Raw genomic sequence first — 25,002 nt, forward strand, 5'->3', positions numbered from 1 at the left:
TATAAGACACTGCTATGATGAGTTTGATTATTGGTCTTGGTGCGATACTGGTACTTGGGGTCCTGTACATGATCTTCAGAGTAACCAATCTCGTTGCCATTGCAAAAGGAGTTAAAGATGATAAGGTAGGCCCTAACAATAGCCTTCACGGTGTATTGTTCATCATCTTCATGGTCGTGAGTCTGGTAGCTTTCTTCTGGTACTCTTTCGCCCATTTCGATGGTTACACCCTTCCAATTGCCTCTGTGCATGGTAAGGAAACCGACCACTTATTCTGGGTAACCATGGCGATCACAGTGGCAGCATTTGTGATCATCAGTATCATCATGTTTGTATTCATCTATCAATACAGATATAAAGAAGGTCGTCGTGCGAAATTCTATCCAGATAATCACTATTTGGAATTGACTTGGACGGTTGTACCGGCGATCGTATTGACCGTGTTGATCTTCACAGGTCTTAGCACTTGGAACGATATTACCAGCCCTGCAAAGAAGAATGCTGAAGTAATTGAGATCGTCGGTCAACAATTCGCTTGGACAGCGCGCTACCCTGGCGTGAAGGACAACCAACTTGGTAAGGTGAATTTTAAACTCATCGATAACTTCGGAAATGAATTCGGACTTGACCTCGCGGATAAGAACTCATACGATGACTTTAAGTCGTTGGAGTTACACATTCCAAAAGGAAAAGAAGTGTTGTTGAAAATTCGTGCGAAGGACGTGTTACACAGTGTATTCTTGCCACACTTCCGCGTGAAGATGGATGCGGTACCAGGTATGCAAACACAATTCAAGTTTGTAGCAACCAAGACAACAAAGGAAATGCGTCTTGAAACCAGCAACCCTGACTTTAACTACGAACTCGCATGTACTGAAATTTGCGGACAAGGTCACTTCTCGATGAAGATGCCAGTCGTAGTTGACGAGTGGGATGACTATGTGAAGTGGAAGCAAGCGCAAGAGACGTGGTTGAAGCAGAACCCGAAATATCTCGACAAGGTACCAGCTGACTTAAGAGAAGCTGCGATGATCAAAGCAGGTTTGGAGAAAGATCCAGGCGCTACAGTAGCATCCGTGAACGAATAAGAAGCAGTAAGAACTAAGATTTAACAACGACATGGCAACAACTGATATTCACATTCACTCAGACGTTCATCATCACGGTGATCATGATCACGAGCATGAGCATCATGAAGGTAACTTCTGGACAACTTATATCTTCAGCCAGGACCACAAGGTAATTGCGAAGCAGTTCCTTATTACCGGTATTTTCTGGGCATTGATTGGTGGTGTTCTTTCCGTGATCTTCCGCCTGCAGCTTGGATTTCCGGAGTCTAATATTTCATGGTTGAAACCACTTCTTGGCGGCTGGATTACAGCGGATGGTAAACTCGATCCTCAATTCTACCTTGCATTGGTTACGATGCACGGTACCATCATGGTGTTCTTCGTATTGACAGCCGGCTTGAGCGGTACGTTCTCAAACTTCCTTATTCCGTTGCAAATCGGAGCCCGCGATATGGCGTCAGGATTCTTGAACATGCTTTCTTACTGGTTCTTCTTTATCTCAAGCGTGTTGATGTTCATCTCGTTGTTCATTTCTACTGGCCCTGCTAGTGGTGGTTGGACTGTTTACCCGCCTTTGAGCGCGTTAGAACAAGCGATTAGCGGTTCTGGATTAGGGATGACCCTATGGCTTGTTGCCATGGCTTTCTTTATCGCTAGCTCTTTGTTGGGAAGTATCAACTATATCTCAACAGTCATCAATATGCGTACTCGCGGTATGTCGTTTACAAAACTCCCACTCACAATTTGGGCGTTCTTCTTCACGGCGATCATCGGTGTGCTTTCATTCCCAGTACTATTTGCAGCAGCATTGTTATTGATCTTCGACAGAAGTTTCGGTACAAGCTTCTTCTTATCCGATATCTACATCAACGGTGAGCCATTGGCGCACGAAGGTGGTAGCCCAATTTTGTTCCAGCACTTGTTCTGGTTCCTTGGTCACCCTGAAGTGTACATCGTATTGCTTCCAGCACTTGGAATTTCATCTGAGATCATTGCCACGAATTCGCGTAAGCCAATCTTCGGTTATAAGGCCATGATCGGTTCGATGCTCTTCATTGCGATCTTATCGTTCATCGTGTGGGCTCACCACATGTTTGTAACGGGTATGAATCCATTCTTAGGATCAATCTTCATGTTGTTGACGCTTATCATTGCGGTACCTTCTGCGGTGAAGATCTTCAACTATGTGACAACACTGTGGAAGGGTAACATTCGCTTTACACCTGCGATGCTCTTCTCGATCGGTCTTGTTTCATTCTTCTTGACTGGTGGTATTACCGGTATTTTCCTTGGTAACTCTGCGATCGATATTCAATTACACGATACATACTTCGTAGTAGCTCACTTCCACTTGGTAATGGGTAGCGCCTCTTTCTTCGGTATGCTTGCTGGTATCTACCACTGGTTCCCGAAAATGTTCGGCAGAATGATGAACGAAGGTCTTGGTCAATTGCACTTCTGGTTGACGTTCATCGGTGTTTACCTCGTCTTCTTCCCGATGCACTATATTGGTATCGCTGGTTTCCCAAGAAGATACTACTCATGGACAAATTTTGATACATTCTCAGGCTTTACCGATTTGAATATGTTGGTAAGTTCTGCGGCGATTGCAACATTGGCTGCGCAGTTCATCTTCTTGTTTAACTTCTTCTACAGCATGTTCCGTGGTCGCTTGGCGCCCATTAACCCTTGGAATGCGACTACGCTTGAGTGGACAACACCACGTAATCCAGGTCACGGAAACTGGCCGGGCGAAATCCCTGCCGTATATCGTTGGCCATACGACTACAGCAAGCCTGGTGCAAAAGAAGACTTCATTCCTCAGACTGTTCCTTACTCGGAAACACCTGAGTCTAACCTTCCGCATGAAACTAAATTGATCAAGTTAGAGTCATCCAATGGCGATAACGCGATCATTGTAGAAGGAAGTCACTAATTCGAAAAACATCATAAGGTTTCAGATAAAGGTCCCTTACCATGTCGGTAAGCCTTCGTCTGAAACCTTAATCTTTTAATAGGCATGCGATCATTTAGAAAACTCACACTGTCGACGCTCGTTGCTGTGTACATCCTCATCCTCGTGGGTGGCATTGTGCGTAGTACTGGCTCTGGTATGGGATGTCCGGATTGGCCGCGTTGCTTTGGAAGTTGGGTTCCACCTACAAGCGTAGAAGAACTTCCGGCGAACTATAAAGAGATTTATTCTGAACATCGTAATAAGAAAAATCAGAAGTTCGCGAAGTACCTCACGGCTTTTGGAATGGAAGATACCGCTGCGAAGATCTTGAACGATCCCAACGTATTGGAGGAAGCGGATTTCAACCCCGTGAAGACATTGATCGAGTACATCAATCGCATTGTCGGCGTCATTATTGGCTTTCTGATTTTTGCTGTCTTTATATCGTCATTGAAGTTTAGAAAGTTTGAGGTACGTCTTACGATCATCGCCTTTCTTACATTTTTATTGGTAGGCATCCAAGGGTGGATTGGATCCGTTGTGGTGTCTACAAACTTGACACCTTGGGTGATCACCGTGCATATGTTTCTGGCGTTGGTGATTGTGGCGCTTTTGATTTACCTCTATCATGAAGCTGGGGAAATTTATTCGATTAAATCTACCATCGGATTTTGGTGGTTATTATCGTGTATCGTTGTGTTGCTTGTGCAAATTCTTTTAGGCACACAGGTGCGAGAGGGGATAGATGTTGTGGCGACCCTGTTAGCACGAGAGCAGTGGATAGAAAATTTAGGTCAATCGTTTAGAATACATCGTTCGTTCTCATGGTTGGTATTACTGCTTCATGTAGGACTTATTTTGAGATTGCTGAAAACTGGGGGGCCAAAAGTTTTCCCTCTAACCCTAATCCTGTTAATTTTGGGAACAATTTTGACGGGTCTTGGAATGGCTTTTTTTGCAGTTCCGCCCTTTCTTCAACCGGTACATTTGCTGCTCGCCACCATTACCTTCGGCATGCAGTTTCTGCTCTTGTTGAAGGTAAATCGTAAAGAAGAACCTGTAGGAATTTAAGACATGGTAGCCGGACAAACCGACCAACTTTCAGGACTTGCCCTCGTAGGCTTAAAAAGCAGAGCTTATTTCGAGCTGTTAAAATTCAGACTTTCCTTTTTGGTATCGTTTTCTTGTGCATTCGGTTATGTGTTAGCCTCACCGTCCTTTGCAAGTATCAACCTGTTGGACTTGGCCATGGTTTTCATCGGTGGATTCCTGGTGTCTGGTGCTTCTGTAACGATCAATCAGATTATCGAAATAGAACTTGATAAAGTGATGACCCGCACCATGACAAGACCGCTTCCCACAGGACGTCTGTCAATCCAAGAAGCAATGGTGTTTGCTGTGATTTGCTTCGTTGCCGGTATCGCGATTCTCATCACTTTCACAAATGTGCTCACCACGATGCTTTCCGTGGTATCGATGATTTTATACAGCTTTGTATACACACCATTAAAGCGTGTTGGACCGATCGCCGTTTTTGTTGGCGCAATTCCTGGAGCGCTACCACCACTCTTAGGTTGGACTGCTGCTACAGGAAGTATCACGCACGAGGCACTTATCATTTTTGGAATACAATTCATCTGGCAGTTTCCGCACTTCTGGGCTATTGCCTGGGTTGCGGATGATGATTATAAAAAAGCGGGATTCAAATTGCTTCCTTCCGGTGGGCAAAAAGATCTGAATACTGCGATTCAAATTATGATCTACACGATGTTCCTTATTCCACTGGGGCTGTTACCAGCAACATTTGGGATTACAGGTACGGCGTCCGCCATCGTGGCCACCGTATGCGGCGTGCTTTTCTTCGCGCAGACTTTTTCATTGATGAAATCCGGTGACCGTAAGTCGGCGCTGAAGATTATGTTTGGATCATTCTTGTATTTGCCGATTGTACAAATCGCTTATTTGTTGAATAAGATTTGAGGGGTTGAATAAATAAAAATAGAAGAGATGGCTATCGATATTAAAATAGTTGAAGAAGCGAAGAAGCCCATTGCCATGCATCCGAAGAAGTTTGCATTGTGGCTTTTCATTGCAACCGTAGTAATGGTTTTTGCTGCGCTTACAAGTGCATATATCGTTAGACAGTCTAACGGAAGCTGGCTTGTGTTTGACTTGCCCAATATGTTTTGGGTAAATACAGCCATCATCTTGGCGAGTAGTCTCACGATGCATTGGGCCTATGTATCGGCCAAGCAGGATAAGATCGACGTCACGAAATTGGCGATTACACTCACGACGATACTAGGTACTGCATTTCTTGTGGGACAGTTCTTTGCGTGGGGTCAACTGGTGGATAATCAAATTTACCTTCGCGGAAAGGATGCCACAGCAGTGTCGGGATCCTTCCTATACGTGATCTCATGGCTCCATTGGCTTCACGTGATCAGTGGTGTTGTTGTGCTGGTGGTGTCTACAACCTCTGTTTTTAGGCTAAAAGCGAACTCAAAAAACCTTTTGGGGCTAGAAATGTGCGCAACGTATTGGCATTTTTTGGATGTTCTTTGGCTATATTTGTTCGTCTTTTTATTATTGAACCGTTAATGGGAAGGCGAGTGGAGAGCCGGTAGTGTAGCATTAGAACTTGATTAATTGAAATAACTTTTAAAACGTAATATGGCAAGTACTTCAGTGGCAACAGCTCCCGGTAGGAGCGAATGGGATGGTGGATCATCACCAATGGGCGCCAGCTATGGCAAACTCATGATGTGGTTTTTCTTATTGTCCGATGCTTTTACTTTCTCTGCACTCCTGATCACTTATGGTTTGGTACGCTCTGCACATAAAGCATTTGATTACACTGGCGAGTTTGTGTTTTCGCAGAACTACTGGCCAGTACCTGAAAAAGTTTATGAAGCTGTACCTTTTCTAGAAGGTTATGCTTTGCCACTGGTATTCGTTGGTATCATGACATTCATTTTGATCATGAGCTCTGTAACGATGGTGTTGGCTGTTGAAGCTGGTCACCGTATGGATCGTAAAGCTGTTGAAAAATGGATGCTCTGGACCATCCTCGGTGGTGTTGCCTTCTTGAGCTGCCAAGCTTGGGAGTGGGCTCACTTTATCCACGGATCACACCACGGATCAGCTGTTGCAGAAGGAACTACATTCTTTGGTGCGAACCTCGTTCAAAACCAATACGGACCTCCTGCGTTTGCTGACTTCTTCTTCTTCATCACAGGTTTCCACGGCTTCCACGTATTTAGCGGGGTTTGCTTAAACTTTCTCATCTACTACAATACGGTAATGGGTGTTTACGATCGTCGTGGCCACTATGAAATGGTAGAAAAAGTAGGTCTCTACTGGCACTTTGTAGATTTGGTGTGGGTATTCGTATTTACCTTCTTCTACCTTGTCTAATTTGATTGATTAAAAGATTACAGAAATTATAAAGCTTACTAAAGATGGCTCATTCTGAAGAAACGGTTCATATCAATGTTCTTCCACCAGATAAAGAGAAGATCAAAAAACTGTGGATGACAGCGCTATGGATGTTGATCATTACAATTGTTGAATTTATCATCGCGTTCACGATGGATCACGGCCAATTCAAAGTTTGGCTCTTCATCGGGTTGACGATCGTAAAAGCAGCTTTCATCGTGGGTGAATTCATGCACTTACGTTACGAAGTGAAAGTACTATTCTGGTCTATCCTTATTCCTTTGGTATTCATCGTTTGGATGCTTGTTGCTTTCGTCTACGAAGGCGTTGCAATCGGAAATGCAAGATTCTAATAGTCCACTATAATATTATCTGGAAAAGGCTTAGGTGGTCACTTAAGCCTTTTTCTTTTTAGTCCGTCACATGAAAAGTAAATTCATATACTTATTCTTAGCGCTCCTTCTACCAGGATGCATCTTTGTATTTCTCAAGCTATTTGGGCGAAATGAATTTGCCGTAGCACCACTATATCAGTCAGCTCCTCCAACTGTTACGGGATGCTCGAATGTTACGTTACCCTATTCCGTACCCGATACTGTTTTATCGACATTGAATTTTGGTCGCGACAAGCTTGTTGTCGTTATCTTTGATGAAACGACAGTCGATGGACGAGCACAGATAGATCGTGTTACTGACGAGATCAAAGACGATGCAGTACACATCATTCATCACACATCATTAGATGTAAAAACGTCGTCGTGGAAGCGTTGTACATTCTTCCTTGCCGAGCCTCGTAATACCGTATTGGTTGACGCGCAGGGAAAAATTCGTGGCGAATACACCATGAGCGATCGGGAAGAGGTTGATCGCTTATTAACAGAAATAACAATCATACTTAAGAAATATTAGACATGGATAAATTGGAGATGTCTCCATCAGTGAAAGGGGAGAAGTATAAAAAACTAATTGTCGCGGTTTCGATCATCATTCCGGTTGCGGTAGCCGCCTTGTTTAAGGTAAAAATTCCCGGATACGATTTATCTTTCCTTCCACCGATTTACGCTGGGATAAATGCGGCAACGGCCATATTGCTGGTGATCGCGGTCGTGGCGATCAAAAACAAAAAGCAAATACTGCACGAAACGTTAATGAAGGTTTGCATCGGCCTATCTATTTGTTTTTTAGTCATGTACGTCGCGTACCACATTACTAGCGAAACAACGCATTTTGGTGGCCAAGGCGGGATCAGAATCGTTTATTTTGTATTACTCATCACCCACATCGTACTGTCGGTTGCCATCATTCCATTGGTGTTATTCACTTACGTAAGGGCTTGGTCGGGCGACTTTGTAAGACATCGGCGATTGGCTAAATTTACATTTCCGCTATGGCTGTATGTGGCTGTAACCGGCGTAGTAGTGTACTTGATGCTTAGTCCATACTACAAGTAGATTGAGATGTTCACGACGGCGAAAATGAAAGACGTGCTTATGAAAAGAATTGTGGTCTTGATCGGAATACTGATCCTTGCTATTTCCAACGTAAACGGACAATGCGCGATGTGTCGCTCAACGTTAGAGAATAACTTTTCTAATGGAGATCCAGGTCTTGCTGCGGGTATAAATACAGGCATCCTTTATCTTCTGGTGATGCCTTACCTGGCTGTAATGGTGATTGGATATTTCTGGTATAAATCGAGTAAGCATGGTCAAAAGGGGGTATCTCACGGGACTACTGCTCGGTAAATGTCCCCGATGTCGTGAGGGCTCAATGTTTCGATACCCGTTAACAAAAGTGTCGAAGTTCAACCTCATGAACGATACCTGTCCACATTGTGGAATTAAGCTCGAGCCGGAGCCAGGTTATTATCAAGGAGCCATGTTCGTGAGTTATGCTTATGCGGTGATTCTCATCGGTATCGTGAGCGCCGTACTATATTTTCTCTTCGATGATCCGTCCGAATGGACGTACATTACGACATGCATCGTTGGCATTCTGGTGGTCGTGCCGTTGAACTATCGTTACGCACGCATCTTATTCCTTTATCTTTTTGGAGGCCCGCGCTATCGTCCGGGTGAAACAGAATAAAGTTTATTGTTAACTTTATCGATGACCTGAGTTGAATTTGAAAGTGAAATCATCGATAGCGCTTATTGTATCGGTCGTGCTCTTCGCAGCAGGATGTGCGTTGCTATACTGGACAAAAACGAATGATGATCCGCAAATCATTGCGACGAAATTGTCGGAACGTCTTCAACAGGAAATTCAACTTGTTGATGACGACGTAAAGCGCATTGAAGGTAAGGTATCCTCTGGGAAATACGTAGACGAATGTCAGTATCCATATTATATCTACCAGTTTCAAAGTCTTAAATATTGGTCTGATCACACATTCGTCCCGTCATACCCTGCGGTTGCAGATTCATTTAAACTGAAACTTCTCAAGTATGGAAATAGCGAGTACGTTGCCGTGAAGCACGAACTCAAAAACGGCTACACGTTGGTTGCGATCATTCCTTTGTACCGTAAATACAGTATAACGAACGACTACCTTCAGACAACGTGGAATGAAAAGATATTTCCCTCGCGAAGTTTTGTTATTCATGAGGCTAACGCATCGCAAGGAGAACCGATCATCGTTGATAAGCAGGTTGTATTTCGTGTGAGTTTTGTGAATGGTGAATTCACTTTTGGGCATGCGCTGAGTTGGATTGGCGTTGCCCTCATTCTTGCATCACTGTGTTATGCGGTGTACAGATTGATGCGTTTCTTTTCTGCACTTCGCTATGCAGATGTCGGGTTCGTCGCGCTGTTCTTGACCCTTCGGCTTCTTCGCCACGTGATGATCACGTTTAATTTCCCGAATGATTATCTCCATTCGGATTTGTTCAATCCTGGCGAATTTGCATCGTCAAATCTCAATGGTTCCCTCGGAGATTTGTGGCTCAATGAGCTCGCACTTCTGGTATTGTGCCTGTTTATTTTTCAACACTACCCGAAATTATTTCTTCTTCGTGTTCAGCGCAGGAGCGCCTTGCTAAATTGGACGATCTCCGTTTTTTATGCGTTAGCGGTTTTGTTTGCTTTTATGTTTCCATTCATTGTTATCCAGACACTGGCTAACAATTCATCTATTGTACTCGATGTTTCACATTCGCTAAGTTTTGATACGCCACGCGTCGCGGCCCTCGGAGCTGTACTGCTCGCAGGTATATGCTCGTTCCTCTTTGCGCATGCTTTTATCCGTCTACTCATTGGTGATAAAAAGCGCACGCGAATCATGATTAGTTTTTTCATCGCCGTAATTTTCTTCGTCGGTATTAATGAGTGGACAGGGCAACGGTATATCTCCTCTGTTATACTCGGTACAATTTACATTGGCGTAGTATATGTTGCAGGGTTCTCAAGCAGCTTAATGCGTTTACGGTTTTCTACCTTCGGGTATTTATTCGCGTGTATTTTTTTCTTTTCCGTAAATGGAGCGTATGCGATTTACCACTACAGCTGGCAGCAGAAAATCGACGATCAATTTCGATTTGCAAATGAATTTCTAATCGATCGCGATATTTTTGGTGAATACCTGTTGCAAGAGACAGCTGCAAAAATCTCTCGTGACGTGTTTATTCAAACACGTGTAGCCAGTCCGTTTTTGAATCGCGACGCCATTCGCCAAAAGATCAGACAAGTTTTCCTCCCAGGATACTTTAATAAATATGATGTTGAAATCTTTTTGTTCAACAGTTCTGGAGGTTCCCTTGACGAAGGCGTGTCCATCACTTTTGCTGAGTTGATTCGAAATAACAAAGCGGCGACGCAAACGGGCTATGGCGATGTGTATTACCTAAATAGCATAGATGGTACGGTAGCGCAGCAATACGTGGTAGCCGTTCCTGTAAAGCGTTCCAGCTCAATTGCAGGATATGTCGTTCTTACACTAGGCTTGAAACGCGTGATTCCACAAAATGTGTATCCTGAACTTTTAGTCGACAATCGTGCACAGCAAGTCTTTCGTGAGCAAGATTTGAGTTACGTGGTTTTTTCTAGAGAAGGAATTCTTTACAGCGCCGGGGATTTTAATTACGAACAATTCGACCGCGAATGGCTTGGTAGTATCGATATTCACACGCAAGGATTTAATGCCGCGGGGTACGATCACATCGCAGAAGAAGATGACAATGGCAGGGTTGCTGTAGTATCTTCCCCTGAAACCACGAAGACCTATGCGCTGGGAATCTTTTCATTTTTAATGGTGCTTGGATTGATGTTGGTACTCGTGTTTATTCTCATTCAAGGCCTCGTTAACTACTTCCGTGGCGATAAGTTATATTTCTCTGCACGCGTGCAGTTATACTTGAATCTAGCGTTTTTCTTGCCGTTGATTGTTGTCAGCATAAGCACGTTAAGTCTTACCAATAGATTCTCACAGAATCAATTGAATCAAGAATATCTCGATAAGGCTCGCGCTTTTGGTGACCAACTTTCGGTCACATTGAGTGAGGTACTTGAGTCGGATGACGTAAATATTCCGACGTTCAATAGTTCCGTGGGAGATTTGGCGAAGCTCACCAACATGGACGCCAATGTGTATGACAAGTTCGGTGTACTGATGGCGACAAGTCAACCGCTTATTTTTGAGAACAATTTATTGAGTGATTACATCAATCAATCTGCTTTACAGAAAGTCCGCATTGGTGATAATGCTTTTATACGAACAGAGCAAGCCGGTAAATTGATGTATTATGTTGCTTACGCGGCATTGAAGAAACCCTCGAGTGGTGAGTTGATCGGCATCGTGGGGATACCTTTTTTTCGATCGGCATTCTCGCTAGAGAAAGTTCAGATCGGAATATTTGTGAACATCCTCAATACATTCTGTTTGATCTTTATTGCGCTTGTTATTCTCTCATATTTTGTTTCGCAGTGGCTTACGTTTCCGTTGAAGTTTATCACCCAAAGCTTGCGGCGAACTTCGCTTACGAAGACAAACCAACCTTTGGTATGGAAGGCCGATGACGAAATTGGTTTGATGGTACGAGAGTACAACCAGATGTTATTTTCTTTGAGCGAGAGTAAGGCTGAATTGGAGCAGACGCAACGCGAGCGGGCATGGCGAGAAATCGCCCAACAAGTAGCACATGAGATCAAGAATCCCCTGACGCCCATGAAGCTGACGCTTCAGCAACTGGAACGCGCGCTTCAATCCGGAAAAAGTTCCGAGGAAAAAACACAGAAGGCAGTTTCATCATTGCTAACACAAGTCGATACGCTCAATGAAATAGCGTCTTCATTCAGTTCGTTTGCCAAGATGCCGGAACCGGTTATTCAAAAACTTGAGATCACCTCATTGATCAAGCGAATTGTAGACCTGCATAGTCCGACGGGAGATCTTTCTGTTCGGTTACCACATCGGGAACTGTACGTGATGGGTGATGAACAACTTCTGGGGCGAACGTTCTCTAACATCATTCTCAACGCTTTTCAAGCCGCCATTCCGGGGAGAAGTAATCCCGTGGTCGTTGATGTCGATGTTGCAAACAAGCAATGCGTTGTAAGTATAGCGGATCGCGGAAAAGGGATCGAGCCCGCGATCGCCGAGCGGATTTTCATTCCTTATTTTACGACAAAAAAATCAGGCTCAGGATTAGGTCTTGCAATTGCAAAACAGGGAATCGAGCAAATGAAGGGTAAGTTGTGGTTTGAAACAAAGCCCGGGTTAGGCACGGCCTTTTTTATTGAATTGCCGCTGATTGAATCGTAACGAATATATTTTATTTCCGCTGTAACCATTCGTAGAAGGCTAAGTATCCTTCATGCAACATCTCTTTTGTTGGGTTGTCATTAGTACTGCTAATCGCTTTTATCATGGTTAAAAACTATTTTACTATTGCTTTTCGAAACATTTTTCGAAATAAGCTTTTCTCAACTGTCAATATACTTGGCTTAGCACTCGGTATCTGCAGCACACTACTGATTCTGCTGTGGGTGAATGATGAATTGAAAGTCGATCAGTTCCACCGCGATGTGGAGCGACTATACATCGTCAGAGAAAATCAGACCTACACTGATGGGAAGCTCTTTACGTTCAATTCCACACCGGCGCCCATGGCTCCATTTATTAAGGAGAAGTATTCTGAAATAGAACGGACATCTCGTTTTACGTGGCCAGTTACCCATTTAATGCAATTTGAAGAAAAGGCTTTTTACGAAGAGGGTTTTTATGTTGATCAGGATTTTGTAGAAATGTTCAGCTTTGAGCTAAAAGCAGGCAATGTAAAAACTGCCTTGGTGAATAAGAATAGTATTGTGATCAGCGAGAAGATGGCGAAAAAATATTTTGGTGACGATAATCCACTTGGGAAGATTATCGTAATGGATACCAAGAATACATTTGCCGTTACTGGCGTTCTTAAACCTATTCCGACTAACTCATCTATTCGCTTTGAATATCTGCTGCCATTTCAATTTTTCTTTGATGAGAATAAAAGCTGGTTAGATGAGTGGGGTAATAATAACGTGAGGACTTTCCTTCAGCTACGTGCTGGAGCAGATGTCGAAGGATTTTCAAAACGATTCAAAGATGAAATTCGAGCGCACGAAGAGAAGACCAATGTAGAGCTACTGATTCAACCTTTCAAAGATGGTTACTTGCACGGCGACTACGAGAACGGGGTACAGTCGGGAGGTAGAATTGAGAACGTTAAGATATTCTTCGTTCTATCAATTTTTGTGTTGATCATCGCCTGTATCAACTTTATGAATCTCGCCACAGCACAAGCGACGAAGAGAGCAAAAGAAGTTGGGTTGCGTAAAGCTATCGGGGCCTCGCCGAGCCAGTTGTTTAGGCAATTTATGGGAGAGTCTTTTCTGACCGTTTTGCTGGCATCGATCATTGCATTGGTGATGGCTTTTGTTTTGATGCCGATGTTTAATCAGATCACCTCGAAGGATATCGCATTAGATTTTTCTAATGAGTATGTGATTTTGACTTTTGTTGGAATCGTGTTTATCACAGCTTTTATCGCGGGAAGTTATCCTGCTATATTTATTTCAGAATTTAAACCAGCGCAAGTCCTAAAAGGTCAGTTGAAGAGTGGTAGTCGCGCAGCAACGTTTAGAAAAGCACTCGTAGTTGTACAGTTTTCGCTGTCAATCATTTTGATCATCAGTACTACGGTTGTCTTTCGCCAGATGAGTTTCATGAATAACCACGAGATTGGTTTTGATCGTAATAATTTATTCACGCTGTGGATGGAAGGGGATATGCCTAAAAAGTTTGAGACCTTTCGTGCGCGGCTGTTGCAGATGCCAGGCATTGAGAGTGTAACGGCCTCCAGTCAATCGCCCATTCAAGTTGGTAATTCGACCTATGGTTTAGATTGGGAAGGAAAAAGTCCAGATGATCGAATTTTGTTTTCTAACATGAACGTAGATTTTGACTTTATCCAAACGATGAAAATGGAAATGGCAGAGGGGAGGCCATTCGATCGCAATCAAATTACGGATAGCTCGAACTACATCGTGAACGAAAAGGCTGCGGCGAAGTTTGGTTTTAAGGATGGTGTTGCCGGAAAGGATCTCACCATGTGGGAAGAGAAGGGAAAGATTATTGGTGTGGTGAAGGATTTTAATTTCGGTTCTTTGCATAGCGAGATCGAACCAATCATTATGCGCATCGACCCGTCATGGATGAATTGCTTAATTGTAAGGGCACGCGACGGTCAGAATGAAGCGGCGATCGCATCGGTTGAGAAAATCTGGAAAGAATATGCGCCGGCCTATCCGTATCGTTACACTTTTATGAATCAAGATTGGGAGAAATTTTATAAGGACGAGGGTCAACGCGGACAGTTGTTTAATGCACTTGCTATACTCTCAATTTTTATTTCGTGTTTAGGACTCTTTGGACTGTCAGCATTCTCAGCTGAACGACGGACAAAAGAACTTGGTATACGCAAAGCGTTGGGTGCTTCTGTGCCAGGGCTTGTACGTTTGATGGGAAAAGAGTTCGCTGTTTTAGTAATGATTGCCGCGTGTATCGGTTGTCCTGCTGGATGGTATTTTATGTCGTATTGGCTGGGAACGTATGCCTATCGCGTTGATATCGGAATCGCGACTTTGCTTTTTGCGACATCGATTTGTCTGTTGATCTCGATGATTACCATTTCTTATCATTCGTTAAAAGTGGCATCAAGTGATCCCGTGAAAAGTTTACGATACGAATAGAATCGTGAGGTGCTATGAAGATATTGGTTAAAAAATTATATTCGACAGTCGTTCTGCGAATCAATATTTTCTACCGACGTGTTCATAGCACCTTTTACAAAATCAGATTTATCGTCATTGGCTGCGCTTCAGCCCGAGGGTTGGGGTGATATCACGCAGGCGTTTGAGTGGTATCTCGCTTCATCGTTCTGTACACCGATGAAAGTAGAAGCGCAGGGAACGATCATCGGCGTAGGGACCATCATCAACCATGGGAAAACAGCGTGGCTCGGGCACATTATCGTCGCTTCAAACCAACGCGGTAGAGGTGTGGGTACCTTCATCACGTCGGCACTTGTTGCCGAGCTACGGCACACATCGTGTGAGACGATCATGCTCCTCGCAACGACGTTAGGCGAACCGGTGTATAAGAAAGTTGGTTTTGTTGCTGAATCAACCTATACATTTTTAAAAGGTGGCATACTTCCAACATCACCATCGACGAACATTGAAAGATTTGAAAGCAATAGACGGGACGAATTGTTGTCGGTAGATTTTAGCGTTGTCGGAGAAGATCGTTCTCGATTGATCTTACCACATTTGAAAGAAGCGTCCCTTTATCTTGAGCATGGAAAAATAAGCGGCTACTATTTGCCGACGATCGCTGATGGCCCCATTGTTGCGACGACCAAGGAAGCAGGTTGTGCCCTTTTGACAACACGAAGTATCAATCAAACGAAGAGTGTCATTCCTTCAGAGAACGAAGTAGCGATAAACTATTTACTTGAACGAGGTTATCAAGTAAGCAACCAAGGTACACGAATGCGTCTGGGAAAGTCGTTCTCATGGCAACCCCAAGCGGTCTATAACAGAATAGCAGGAAACGTCGGTTAGTAGATTACATATCTCTTTTCACAAGCGAGTACAGCCGGTCAAAACTTTTCCTATTTTCGCGCACACAATCTACACCATGCAGCGGCTTAAGGCTCTTGTCGAATTTTTACAGAAGACATTTATCATTCTGTTCGTAGCGCAACTTTTATACATCATCGCTTTGCGCTGGGTAGATCCGCCGATTACGGTCATTCAATTGATGAGCTGGATTGAAGGCGATGGTTTGAAGCGCGACTACGTTGCTTACGAAGATATTTCTCCCAATGCTCCTTTGGCTGTGATGGCGGCAGAGGATCAAATTTTCCCTGACCACAATGGGTTCGATTGGAAGAGTATCGAGAAGGCGATGGAGAATAACAAAACCAAAAAGCGTATTCGTGGTGCATCGACGATTAGTCAACAAGTGGCGAAAAATGTGTTCCTGTGGCAGGGGCAATCGGTGTATACGAAGTGGTTTCGAAAAGGTCTGGAGGCGTATTTTACTTTTATGATTGAAGCTGTGTGGGGAAAGAAACGCATATTGGAAGTATACCTTAACGTATCAGAGATGGGCAAAGGAGTATTTGGTATTGAAGCAGCGTCAAGAAAATATTTTAAGAAATCGGCCAAAAAACTCACGCAGACGGAAGCTGCAATGATCGCTGCGTCGCTGCCGAATCCAAAGAAATATACCGTAAAACCTCAATCACGATACATCAGCAAACGGTATCCATGGGTACTGCAGCAGATGAACAATTTGCGTGGTGATCCGGAGATTGATGCGCTACTGGAGCCAGCCAACAATGGGAAGACGAAGAAATAGGGATTCTTTATTTTCCACGTAATCCACTCATGACTTTATTTGAAAACACAAAGTCATCGAGTTCTTTAACGTTCGAGTGCGTGATGTTGTCTTTTGTCCCTTCCCAAAGTTTCTGTCCTTTGAAAATGAACATGATGCGCTCACCGATACCCATCACTGAGTTCATGTCGTGCGTAACGACTATGGTAGTGATATCAAATTCTTCGGAAATATCTTGAATCAAATCATCGATGAGTACCGATGTTTGAGGATCTAACCCGGAGTTTGGTTCATCGCAGAATAGGTAGTTGGGGTTATTGACAATTGCGCGCGCAATGCCGACGCGTTTTTTCATACCACCGCTAATTTCAGATGGCATTTTCCGATTGACGTTCTCGAGACCAACGCGCTTCAGACAAAAATTCACCCGGTCGAGTTTCTCTTCGCTCGACATTTTCGTGAGGACATCGAGGGGAAACATTACGTTTTGCTCTACTGTCTTTGAATCGAACAAAGCTCCACCTTGGAACAGCATCCCCATCTCTCTGCGGATTTCGATTTTTAGATCACGGTCGCCTTCGTAGAAATCGCGACCATCATAGAACACTTGACCGAAGTCTGGTTTCGATAACCCGACGATACATTTCAAGAGCACACTCTTCCCTGTACCACTGGCCCCAATGATGAGATTAGGCTTACCTTTTTCAAACGTACCACTCACGTCGTTGAGGATCATTCGATCGTGAAATGATTTGGTAATACTTTGTATTTTGATCATTGCGCGAGAAGTAGTTGTGCTAGTAAATAATCTGAAATCAGAATCGCGATCACGCTATTGGTAACGGCTTTTGTACTCGACACGCCCACTTCCAATGCACCACCATGGGTGTAGTATCCTTGATAACATGAAATGGAAGACACGAGGAATGCAAAAACAACTGACTTTATCAGCGCAAAGGTAATCGTGAATGGATTGAAAGAATATCGTAGTCCGACAACGTAATCATTAGGCGTGATTACCTCTGCGAATATGCCGACAATGTAACCGCCGAGCAATGCACAAACACCCGCGACGATAACCAGCATTGGATACATTAAGATTGATGCAATGATCTTGGGGAGGACGAGATACGATACGGAATTAATTCCCATCACTTCGAGTGCATCGATCTGTTCGGTGATGCGCATCGTTCCCAAAAGGCCCGACATACTTGACCCTACTTTACCGGCAAAAATGATGGCGATGATTGTTGGCGCGAGTTCCAATACAGTCATCTCACGAACAACTTGAGAAATCACAAATTTAGGAATCAGTGGGCTCACCATATTGAAGGCGGTTTGAACCGTGGTCACGGCACCCATGAATGTGGCAACCAGGGCAACGAGAAAGAGCGATCCTAATCCGATGCTCACGCATTCTTCCATCACCAGCCTATAGTACGTTCGGAACGCTTCGCGATTCACGAAGAGGTTTCCGAGGAACATAAAATACTTACCAATCTCAGCGATCATACCTGCAAGAAAATAAAGGCAATCATTATCTTGCTAAAGATAGTTGAAAATTAATTCAACTGTGAATATTCGCATTTTAGGAGATTATGAACAAACTGATTGTTGTTACGGGCGGGACGAAGGGAATTGGAAGGGCGATTATTGAAAAGTTTGCCCGTGAGGGATTTGATGTTGTTACTTGTGCGCGGAAAGAAGTGGATCTTCGTCAGCTGGTCGCGCATGTTGAGAATACGTATGATGTTCGTTGCCATGCGCATGTGGCCGATATGTCGGAGCCTGAGCAAGTGAAGTTGTTCTGTGAAAAGGTTTTACTTCTTCGGCAGCCCATCAACGTGTTGGTTAATAATGCAGGCTTTTTTATTCCTGGCGAGATTGCGACAGAGCCGGCAGGGACGCTGGAAAAAATGATCGAAGGAAATCTGTACAGTGCTTATTATACCACCCGTGGACTGGTGCATGTTATGAAAGACTTGCGGCAAGGGCATATTTTCAATATCTGTTCCATAGCCAGTATCCAAGCGTACGCGAATGGCGGGTCTTATGCGATCTCGAAATTCGCATTGCTGGGTTTTTCCAAGTGTTTGCGTGAGGAGTTAAAGCAACATCAGGTGAAAGTCACAGCTGTTTTACCCGGTGCCACACGTACCGCGAGTTGGGATGGTACGACGTTGCCAGACGAGCGCTTTATGCCTTCCGAAGACATCGCGGAAACCATTTATTCGACGTATTCCCTTTCGGACAGGACGGTGATCGAAGAGATCCTAATCCGACCACAACTTGGCGATATTTGATTATGCGCGTAGCCTGTTCTCGCGTACAAAACTTTCTTTCCACTTGATCCATGGTTCAGCTTCGCTCTCCATGCGGATCAATTCATCTTTGGAATCACCAAGAATGATACGCTTCCAGTCGCTTTTGCTGAAATAAGAATTCACCAAAGGGACATCGAAGGTGTTCTTTACGAACATGGATTGTTCGTAGCGAGGGTCATACACGGGATAGATATGTGGAATGACGATCGGGTTGCTGCAATGATCACGGAAGAAGTAATCAAAGCGCGAGATGAAACGTTTTCTTTTCTGAAAATACTCGTCGTTGATTTGATCGGTGAGATTCCAATCTTCCGCGACGATAAAGCTAAAGTCTTCAAAGTCGGAAAAGTATTGACGATAGTAGTCTGTCACACGGAGATATAGACTGCGTTCGAGACGTTTTTCAAGTTTTGCGCGCATGGCAGGCTCGCCGGCATAAAGGCCAGTGAGGGCTACCACGATACATTCCATCACGTTCTTCTGAGTAGAAAATCGAAGAAACTGGTGCAGCCAATCCGGCAGCATGATGATAAAATATTTATGGTCGTAATTAAGGGCGTTGGAATTGCCGTTGACAAATTCCCAAATTTTGTTGTTACGCTCAAGGTCTTTCGCAGACGTTGGAAGAAAAGAAAATTTCAGTTGTCGTGAGGTTCGAATACGTTGAACCAATTTTACTTTTTCAAGAAACACATCGGGTTGGAGATTTTCCTCTTCATAGATGCGCGTGTTGTAAAGTATGACGTTTCCTTTGACCTGCATGGGTGAAATGGTTTTTTGACACTTCAATTTTAGGAGGTTTTTCACGCGTAAACTTGGGTATTGATAAGCGGATTTTGCTTATGTAATTTTTATTCAGAAACATGCGGAATAATGCCAGACGACCGAAGGAAAAATTGCATTTCGTGGGGCAATTATTTAGCCGTTTGGCCGAAGAATCTTCCGGTGTGCGAAAACAAAATCGGCATTTTAAAGTTATTTTTGTCAGATAAAATCTCATCTGTGAACGCCGAAATCGCAGCCCTCAAGCAATACTGCAACAGCCTGGTTCAATACAGCCGCCGCAAAACCATCGAAGTGAAAATTGGAGATGTACCCATGGGGGGCATTAATCCTATTCGCATTCAATCGATGACGACCATCGATACCATGGATACGCAGGGTTCTATCGAACAAACGATACGCATGGTAGATGCTGGCTGTGAGTATGTTCGGATCACAGCACCCAGTATTAAAGAAGCGCAGAATCTTGACGAGATTAAGAAAGGGCTTCGCTTAAGAGGATATAACGTACCGCTCGTAGCCGATATTCATTTTACGCCGAACGCAGCGGAGCTTGCTGCGCGTATCGTTGAGAAGGTTCGAATCAATCCGGGCAACTATGCCGACAAGAAAAGATTTGAAACAATCGATTATACAGAGGCTTCGTATCAGGCGGAACTTGATCGTATCCGTAAGAAATTTGTGCCGTTGATCAAGATTTGTAAGGAATATGGAACAGCTATGCGTATCGGTACAAACCATGGATCCCTTTCAGACCGTATTATGAGTCGCTATGGCGACAACCCAGCGGGAATGGTTGAGTCTGCCTTGGAGTTTTTGCGCATTTGTGAGGATGAGCAATTTTACAACATTGTCATCTCCATGAAATCGAGTAACCCACAAGTGATGGTGCAAGCATATCGTTTGTTGGTGCAGAAATTAGAAGAGGAGGGACTGAAACCATATCCACTTCATTTAGGCGTTACCGAGGCGGGCGATGGCGAAGATGGTCGTGTGAAGTCTGCAGTCGGGATCGGAACATTACTCGAAGATGGCCTGGGCGACACGATTCGCGTTTCCCTCACCGAGGAGCCTGAAGCTGAAGTTCCGGTTGCGCGCGAGTTAGCCAAACGTTATGATGATCGTGTGGGACATGAACCAATAGCCGCGATTCAACACTATCCGATTACGCCGTTTGATTACAACCGACGGAAAACACGTGAGGTTGTAAACTTTGGTGGATCGCATCCGATTCCAAGAGTAATCGCAGATTTCTCGACGAAAGAAAAAATTACGCCAGCATCATGCTTTGCGTTAGGGTATCACTATGCAGTCGCGCTCGATAAGTGGAATATCACTGATACAGCATGTGACTATATTTTTCTGGGCGACAAGACCATTGAGTTTGAAATTCCAGGTACACTGGGATTGATCTTCAATCATCAGACATGGCAGACACAACGACATCGAGATAGAGCTTATCCGTTGATTAAGGCTTCTGATTATCATAAGGGAGAAGTTGAATTATCGGATCGATTGAATTTTATTTACACGCTCTTGAAAGATATTGATGAAGCTTTTCTCGAGAAAGTAAAAAATGAACCAACAGCAGTTTTGTTTATCAACACGTACAATAAACACGGCCTCGCAGAACAGCGTCGTTTGTTTGTTGAATTAATGAATGGGCGATGTGATGTACCTGTTGTTATAGGGCGTGCATACGCAGACCTTACCAGTGATCAACTGCAACTGTATGCTGCGACCGATCTAGGAGGGTTGCTTGTCGATGGATTAGGTGATGGTGTTTTTATTGCTGCCGAGCATTGTGGATCTGATAAATTTATCAACGATACAGCGTTCAATATTCTCCAGGCGACGCGAACAAGAATTTCAAAAACAGAATACATCTCTTGTCCATCGTGTGGGCGTACTTTGTTTGACCTCCAGGAAACGACTGCTAAAATTCGTGTGCGTACCAGTCATTTGAAAGGTATCAAGATTGGCATCATGGGATGTATTGTGAACGGACCTGGAGAGATGGCCGATGCGGATTACGGATATGTTGGTTCCGGGCCAGGACGGATAACCTTATATAAAGGCAAGGAAGTTGTTCGTCGGAACGTTCCTACCGCTGAAGCTGTTGACGAATTGGTTGATTTAATCCGCGAACATGGCGACTGGATTGAACCAGCATCTTAACATTAATACAAACGCAATGGAAAATACGAAGCCTCGTAAAAGCTCATGGAAAGATTTTTTTAGACTTGGTGAAGTTGGCACTTACTTCTTTCGCAAGCGTGATGCATCACGTCCAGCCAATGTTAACCTGCGCATGATGCATGGTGTGAATAAGTTTTCAATCGTTGTGTTTATCATCGCGGTGTTTTACCTCGTTCTGAAACGCATCCTCTAGCCATGAATATTGAATCGTTTCGCGCTTATTGTTTGAATAAGAAGGGCGTGACCGAAGAATTTCCATTTGGCGAAGAAGTGTTGGTGTTTAAGGTGATGGGCAAGTTATTTGCCTTAACGGACGTAGAGAGTTTCGCCAGCATTAACCTTAAGGTTGATCCCGAAAAAGGGGCTGAGCTTAGAGAGACCTATCCAGCCGTACAACCTGGGTACCACATGAATAAGAAACATTGGAACACCGTGCTGATGGATGGATCTTTGCCCGATAAGCTTGTCCGTCAATGGATTGACGATTCTTATGCTTTAGTGGCGTCGAAACTCACTAAAAGTCAAAAATCAGCGTTAGAATCGATGTAAATTGATAGTCAAAAGGTTATAAATGATGCTAAAATCTTTATTTTTGTTTGAATTAGCCTGTCCATGATTAGGGCATTTTTTGTAATCTTCATTGCGAACCTCCTTTTAAGTGGCTGTACACAGCGCATGATATGCCCTGCCTATCAGAGTGCGTACATCTACGATAAAGACGAGCTACGCAAGAAATTCAGCTATTTTGAGAACGACACCATGCCTAAGGTGTACACTGCGAGCAAGAATAAATATCTCGTCGCAGAAGATGTTTCCTATAAAAAGAAATTAAGACAGTTACAGACTGTCGTCATGAAACCGGTAAACGTGGTCGTACCAGATTCGCTACAGCCGGGCTATGTGCCTGGTATGGACGAAGACGGGGTGGTTCCTGGCGCTGAGCTCGACCTCGCGGCGCGTTCTGTAATCGACAGCACATATATCGTTGATGTGCCAACCGATAGCGTTGCAGCACCAGAAGAGGACAGCGTTTATATGATCTCTAAAGACAAAGAAGTTCGCGTACTACGATACAATTTCCCCGATAGCTTAGTGTACGATTCTGCGTCTGGAAAATATGGTCGGGAGACTCCCACGTACTACGTGGAGGAAGTAAAATTCAATGTTGATCAGGATAACTACATGTGGTATCTCCGTGATTACCTCGTGTTGCCTGATGTTCGCTTAGCGCATTTAGGACAACAAGAACAAGCTTCCGGAGCATCCGCAAAGAAGAAGAAGGAAAAGAAAGGCTTCTTTGGATTCTTTAAGAATTTGTTCAAGAAGAAAGATAAATCTGCTGCAACGGATTCCACGGATGTTGCCGAGCCACCAGTCAAATCAGAGGACGACTTTGATTATGTAGACGAAGATTCGGTGCAGCAAGCAACGACTGCTACCCAGGTGGCCCCTAAAGCAGAAAAGAAAGAGAAGAAAGGACTATTCGGACGTAAGAAAAAGGCAGATCAAGATCAACCTGCGGAAACATCTGACGAGAAACCAGCACGTCGTAAGAAGGACAAGAAAAAGAAATCAGAAGAGACTGAAGAAGCGCCTACCGAAGAAGAAAAGCAGAAGGAAGAGGAAGACGGATTCTAGTGTTAACGGATAACAGTTCACGGTAACAGTTCACGGTTCACGGATAACAGTTTACAAGATAACCGATAACCGATATAACTAATCAAAAAGTGTAAGGTTCCCGTGTTGATCGGCAGGAGGCGTAGGATGTATAAGGGACGGCACATCTAAAGCTGGATTACTGATTCTCGGAGAAATGGAATATAGATTTAATTGGTTCGCGGGTATCGCTGTGAGCACCGAAACCAATTCTTCTTCTTTAGTTTCTTTGTTGAGCCATTGAGCCTCCGTTTCAGGAGAAAGAATGACAGGCATACGATCGTATATGGGAGTCACCAGTTCATTAGCGGGCACCGTAATAATTGAGAAAGTCTGAAGCTCGTTGCCATCGGTATCTTCAAACTCTTCCCATATCGCAGCGAAAGAGAATATTCCTTCATTCTTATCAACAAAACGATAAGGGATCATTGATTTTTTTCCGGCCTTTTTCCAGGCATAAAAACCATCAGCAGGCACAATACATCGACCACGCATCATGGAGCGTTTGATAGCCGGTTTTTCAAGAATCACTTCAGCACGAACGTTGATGATTTTTTCACTAAGCGTTTTATTCTTGGCCCATTCGGGAGAAGTTCCCCAATAGAAATTAGAAAGTCCTTCTGGAGCGTTGCTTGTAATCACGCCGATCAACTGAGTAGGTGCTGCGTTGTACTTCGGGGTATAGAAATCAGGAACTTCAACGGAGAATCGCTCCGCTATTTTCGTTGCGCTGGCGGTTATGGTGAAACGGTCGATCATGATTGCGTAAAAAATTTGATAGCACGCTCTTCACTCCAATATAGTCCATTTTTATTGAACTGGGCGAAGCCTACATGTCCGCCAAAGATAGGTGTCTCTAGCGTAACCACAGGATGATCTGTCAATATATCCTCAGGAAAACAATCAGAACTTAGGAAGGGGTCGTTCTTTGCGTTTACGATGAGGGTAGGAATATTGATATGCTTCAGAAAGTAGAGTGAACTACACGCCTCGTAATAAGCGATCGCATCTTTAAATCCATGGAGTGGTGCTGTGTATTGATCGTCGAAAGTTTTTAGGTCAGTAATGGCCATCAACTTCCGCGTGTCGAGTTCGGGATAGAACTTCGCTTTGGCCAACACTTTTTTCTTTAAAGAATTCAGGAAACGTCTTTCGTAGATCCAGTTCGATCGCTCGCCAATGCGTTGACAACTCGTGTGAAGGTTGAGTGGTACGGAGAAGACAACAGCCTTCTTGATGTGACTGTGGTCGACCGGCTCTCCCAAAAATTTTAGTGTTAGGTTTCCGCCAAGACTAAATCCCGCGAGATAAATCTCATTGTACTGTAGCCGTGCATGATTCACGATAGTGAGAAGATCGTCGGTGGCGCCACTATGATAAAAACGAAGTTGCTTGTTAATCTCACCACTGCAGCCTCGGAAATTCCACGCGAGAATGTCGAAGCCAGCAAGATATCCTGCACGTGCGAGTCCCAGCACATAGGTGCGCGTTGAATTTCCTTCTAAGCCGTGAGAAATGATCAGCAACTTTTTGGAATTCTGCCGATACCAATCAAGATCGAGGAAGTCATTATCGGGTGTAACGATACGTTCGCGCTGCGCTTGCTGGAAACTTACCTTACGAAGAAGCGATGGAAAAATTGTTTCCAGGTGAGCGTTGAAGAGAATGGTAGGTGGTTGATATGGATTCATTTCTCTT

The 25,002-nt window shown here is 44.0% G+C and carries 25 protein-coding genes; 20 read left to right on the plus strand and 5 right to left on the minus strand.

The genetic code is table 11. The features are described from left to right. Positions 1-14 precede the first annotated feature (14 nt). From DQQ10_RS22820 to mtgA, 15 genes are all read left to right on the plus strand, one after another. On the plus strand, positions 15-1,088 hold the full coding sequence (locus DQQ10_RS22820) for a cytochrome c oxidase subunit II (RefSeq protein WP_112749253.1): 1,074 nt from the start codon (positions 15-17) through the stop codon (positions 1,086-1,088). Between the two features lie 31 nt (positions 1,089-1,119). Beyond that, on the plus strand, positions 1,120-3,006 hold the full coding sequence (locus DQQ10_RS22825; RefSeq protein ID WP_112749254.1) for a cytochrome c oxidase subunit I: 1,887 nt from the start codon (positions 1,120-1,122) through the stop codon (positions 3,004-3,006). A gap of 84 nt (positions 3,007-3,090) precedes the next feature. Continuing rightward, on the plus strand, positions 3,091-4,098 hold the full coding sequence (locus tag DQQ10_RS22830; RefSeq protein WP_112749255.1) for a COX15/CtaA family protein: 1,008 nt from the start codon (positions 3,091-3,093) through the stop codon (positions 4,096-4,098). A 3-nt stretch (positions 4,099-4,101) separates the two neighbouring features. Continuing rightward, positions 4,102-5,007: a heme o synthase gene (gene cyoE, locus DQQ10_RS22835; protein WP_112749256.1), complete on the plus strand. Its 906-nt coding sequence runs from the start codon at positions 4,102-4,104 to the stop codon at positions 5,005-5,007. Between the two features lie 27 nt (positions 5,008-5,034). Continuing rightward, entirely contained in the window at positions 5,035-5,628 is a 594-nt protein-coding gene (locus DQQ10_RS22840) for a cytochrome c oxidase subunit 3 (RefSeq protein WP_112749257.1), read from the plus strand. 72 nt (positions 5,629-5,700) lie between these two features. Continuing rightward, a complete protein-coding gene (locus DQQ10_RS22845) occupies positions 5,701-6,444 on the plus strand; it encodes a cytochrome c oxidase subunit 3 (RefSeq protein WP_112749258.1) in 744 nt (247 codons plus the stop codon). Between the two features lie 44 nt (positions 6,445-6,488). Beyond that, complete coding sequence (locus DQQ10_RS22850; RefSeq protein ID WP_112749259.1) at positions 6,489-6,818, plus strand: cytochrome C oxidase subunit IV family protein; 330 nt, start codon at positions 6,489-6,491, stop codon at positions 6,816-6,818. A 70-nt stretch (positions 6,819-6,888) separates the two neighbouring features. Then, a complete protein-coding gene (locus DQQ10_RS22855) occupies positions 6,889-7,374 on the plus strand; it encodes a hypothetical protein (RefSeq protein ID WP_112749260.1) in 486 nt (161 codons plus the stop codon). A gap of 2 nt (positions 7,375-7,376) precedes the next feature. After that, positions 7,377-7,916: a DUF420 domain-containing protein gene (locus DQQ10_RS22860; protein ID WP_245970507.1), complete on the plus strand. Its 540-nt coding sequence runs from the start codon at positions 7,377-7,379 to the stop codon at positions 7,914-7,916. Between the two features lie 39 nt (positions 7,917-7,955). Continuing rightward, positions 7,956-8,210 carry a hypothetical protein gene (locus tag DQQ10_RS22865; protein ID WP_112749342.1) on the plus strand — a complete coding sequence of 85 codons (255 nt, stop codon included), beginning with the start codon at positions 7,956-7,958 and terminating at the stop codon, positions 8,208-8,210. A 67-nt stretch (positions 8,211-8,277) separates the two neighbouring features. Beyond that, positions 8,278-8,553 carry a DUF983 domain-containing protein gene (locus DQQ10_RS22870; protein WP_165824069.1) on the plus strand — a complete coding sequence of 92 codons (276 nt, stop codon included), beginning with the start codon at positions 8,278-8,280 and terminating at the stop codon, positions 8,551-8,553. 43 nt (positions 8,554-8,596) lie between these two features. Further along, on the plus strand, positions 8,597-12,223 hold the full coding sequence (locus DQQ10_RS22875) for a sensor histidine kinase (protein WP_245970515.1): 3,627 nt from the start codon (positions 8,597-8,599) through the stop codon (positions 12,221-12,223). Between the two features lie 104 nt (positions 12,224-12,327). Continuing rightward, positions 12,328-14,688, plus strand: a complete 2,361-nt coding sequence (locus DQQ10_RS22880) for an ABC transporter permease (protein WP_112749263.1) — start codon at positions 12,328-12,330, stop codon at positions 14,686-14,688. 78 nt (positions 14,689-14,766) lie between these two features. Beyond that, positions 14,767-15,561, plus strand: a complete 795-nt coding sequence (locus DQQ10_RS22885) for a GNAT family N-acetyltransferase (protein WP_112749264.1) — start codon at positions 14,767-14,769, stop codon at positions 15,559-15,561. Between the two features lie 76 nt (positions 15,562-15,637). Further along, positions 15,638-16,363, plus strand: coding sequence for a monofunctional biosynthetic peptidoglycan transglycosylase (mtgA, locus tag DQQ10_RS22890; RefSeq protein ID WP_112749265.1), 726 nt, complete (start codon positions 15,638-15,640; stop codon positions 16,361-16,363). 7 nt (positions 16,364-16,370) lie between these two features. Here the strand turns inward: mtgA and DQQ10_RS22895 are convergent, their stop codons facing one another. Both DQQ10_RS22895 and DQQ10_RS22900 read right to left on the minus strand, forming a co-directional pair. Continuing rightward, entirely contained in the window at positions 16,371-17,120 is a 750-nt protein-coding gene (locus DQQ10_RS22895; RefSeq protein WP_112749266.1) for an ABC transporter ATP-binding protein, read from the minus strand. Then, the gene (locus DQQ10_RS22900) at positions 17,117-17,851 is read right to left on the minus strand and encodes an MlaE family ABC transporter permease (protein WP_112749343.1); all 735 of its coding nucleotides are present in this window, start codon (positions 17,849-17,851) and stop codon (positions 17,117-17,119) included. Before DQQ10_RS22900 ends, DQQ10_RS22895 begins: the two co-directional genes overlap by 4 nt. 89 nt (positions 17,852-17,940) lie before the next feature. On the opposite strand from DQQ10_RS22900, the gene DQQ10_RS22905 reads away from it, so the two are divergent. Continuing rightward, a complete protein-coding gene (locus DQQ10_RS22905; RefSeq protein ID WP_112749267.1) occupies positions 17,941-18,645 on the plus strand; it encodes an SDR family oxidoreductase in 705 nt (234 codons plus the stop codon). Here DQQ10_RS22905 and DQQ10_RS22910 read toward each other — a convergent pair whose 3' ends face one another. Beyond that, positions 18,646-19,428 carry a hypothetical protein gene (locus DQQ10_RS22910; RefSeq protein WP_112749268.1) on the minus strand — a complete coding sequence of 261 codons (783 nt, stop codon included), beginning with the start codon at positions 19,426-19,428 and terminating at the stop codon, positions 18,646-18,648. Between the two features lie 240 nt (positions 19,429-19,668). Here DQQ10_RS22910 and ispG point away from each other — a divergent pair, with 240 nt between their 5' ends. From ispG to DQQ10_RS22930, 4 genes are all read left to right on the plus strand, one after another. Beyond that, positions 19,669-21,627, plus strand: a complete 1,959-nt coding sequence (gene ispG / locus DQQ10_RS22915; RefSeq protein ID WP_245970508.1) for a (E)-4-hydroxy-3-methylbut-2-enyl-diphosphate synthase — start codon at positions 19,669-19,671, stop codon at positions 21,625-21,627. Positions 21,628-21,643: 16 nt separating this feature from the next. Further along, positions 21,644-21,841, plus strand: coding sequence for a DUF6728 family protein (locus DQQ10_RS22920; protein WP_112749344.1), 198 nt, complete (start codon positions 21,644-21,646; stop codon positions 21,839-21,841). Between the two features lie 2 nt (positions 21,842-21,843). Continuing rightward, entirely contained in the window at positions 21,844-22,197 is a 354-nt protein-coding gene (locus DQQ10_RS22925) for an MmcQ/YjbR family DNA-binding protein (protein WP_112749270.1), read from the plus strand. A gap of 63 nt (positions 22,198-22,260) precedes the next feature. Then, a complete protein-coding gene (locus DQQ10_RS22930; protein WP_112749271.1) occupies positions 22,261-23,286 on the plus strand; it encodes a hypothetical protein in 1,026 nt (341 codons plus the stop codon). Positions 23,287-23,364: 78 nt separating this feature from the next. On the opposite strand, the gene DQQ10_RS22935 is transcribed toward DQQ10_RS22930, so the two are convergent. Beyond that, positions 23,365-24,063, minus strand: coding sequence for an SOS response-associated peptidase (locus tag DQQ10_RS22935; RefSeq protein WP_112749272.1), 699 nt, complete (start codon positions 24,061-24,063; stop codon positions 23,365-23,367). Continuing rightward, on the minus strand, positions 24,060-24,995 hold the full coding sequence (locus DQQ10_RS22940) for a YheT family hydrolase (RefSeq protein ID WP_112749273.1): 936 nt from the start codon (positions 24,993-24,995) through the stop codon (positions 24,060-24,062). The genes DQQ10_RS22935 and DQQ10_RS22940 overlap by 4 nt, the downstream gene beginning before the upstream one ends. Positions 24,996-25,002 lie beyond the last annotated feature (7 nt).

This window comes from Pseudochryseolinea flava (assembly GCF_003286915.1).
In the GTDB taxonomy this organism is placed as follows: domain Bacteria; phylum Bacteroidota; class Bacteroidia; order Cytophagales; family Cyclobacteriaceae; genus Ohtaekwangia; species Ohtaekwangia flava.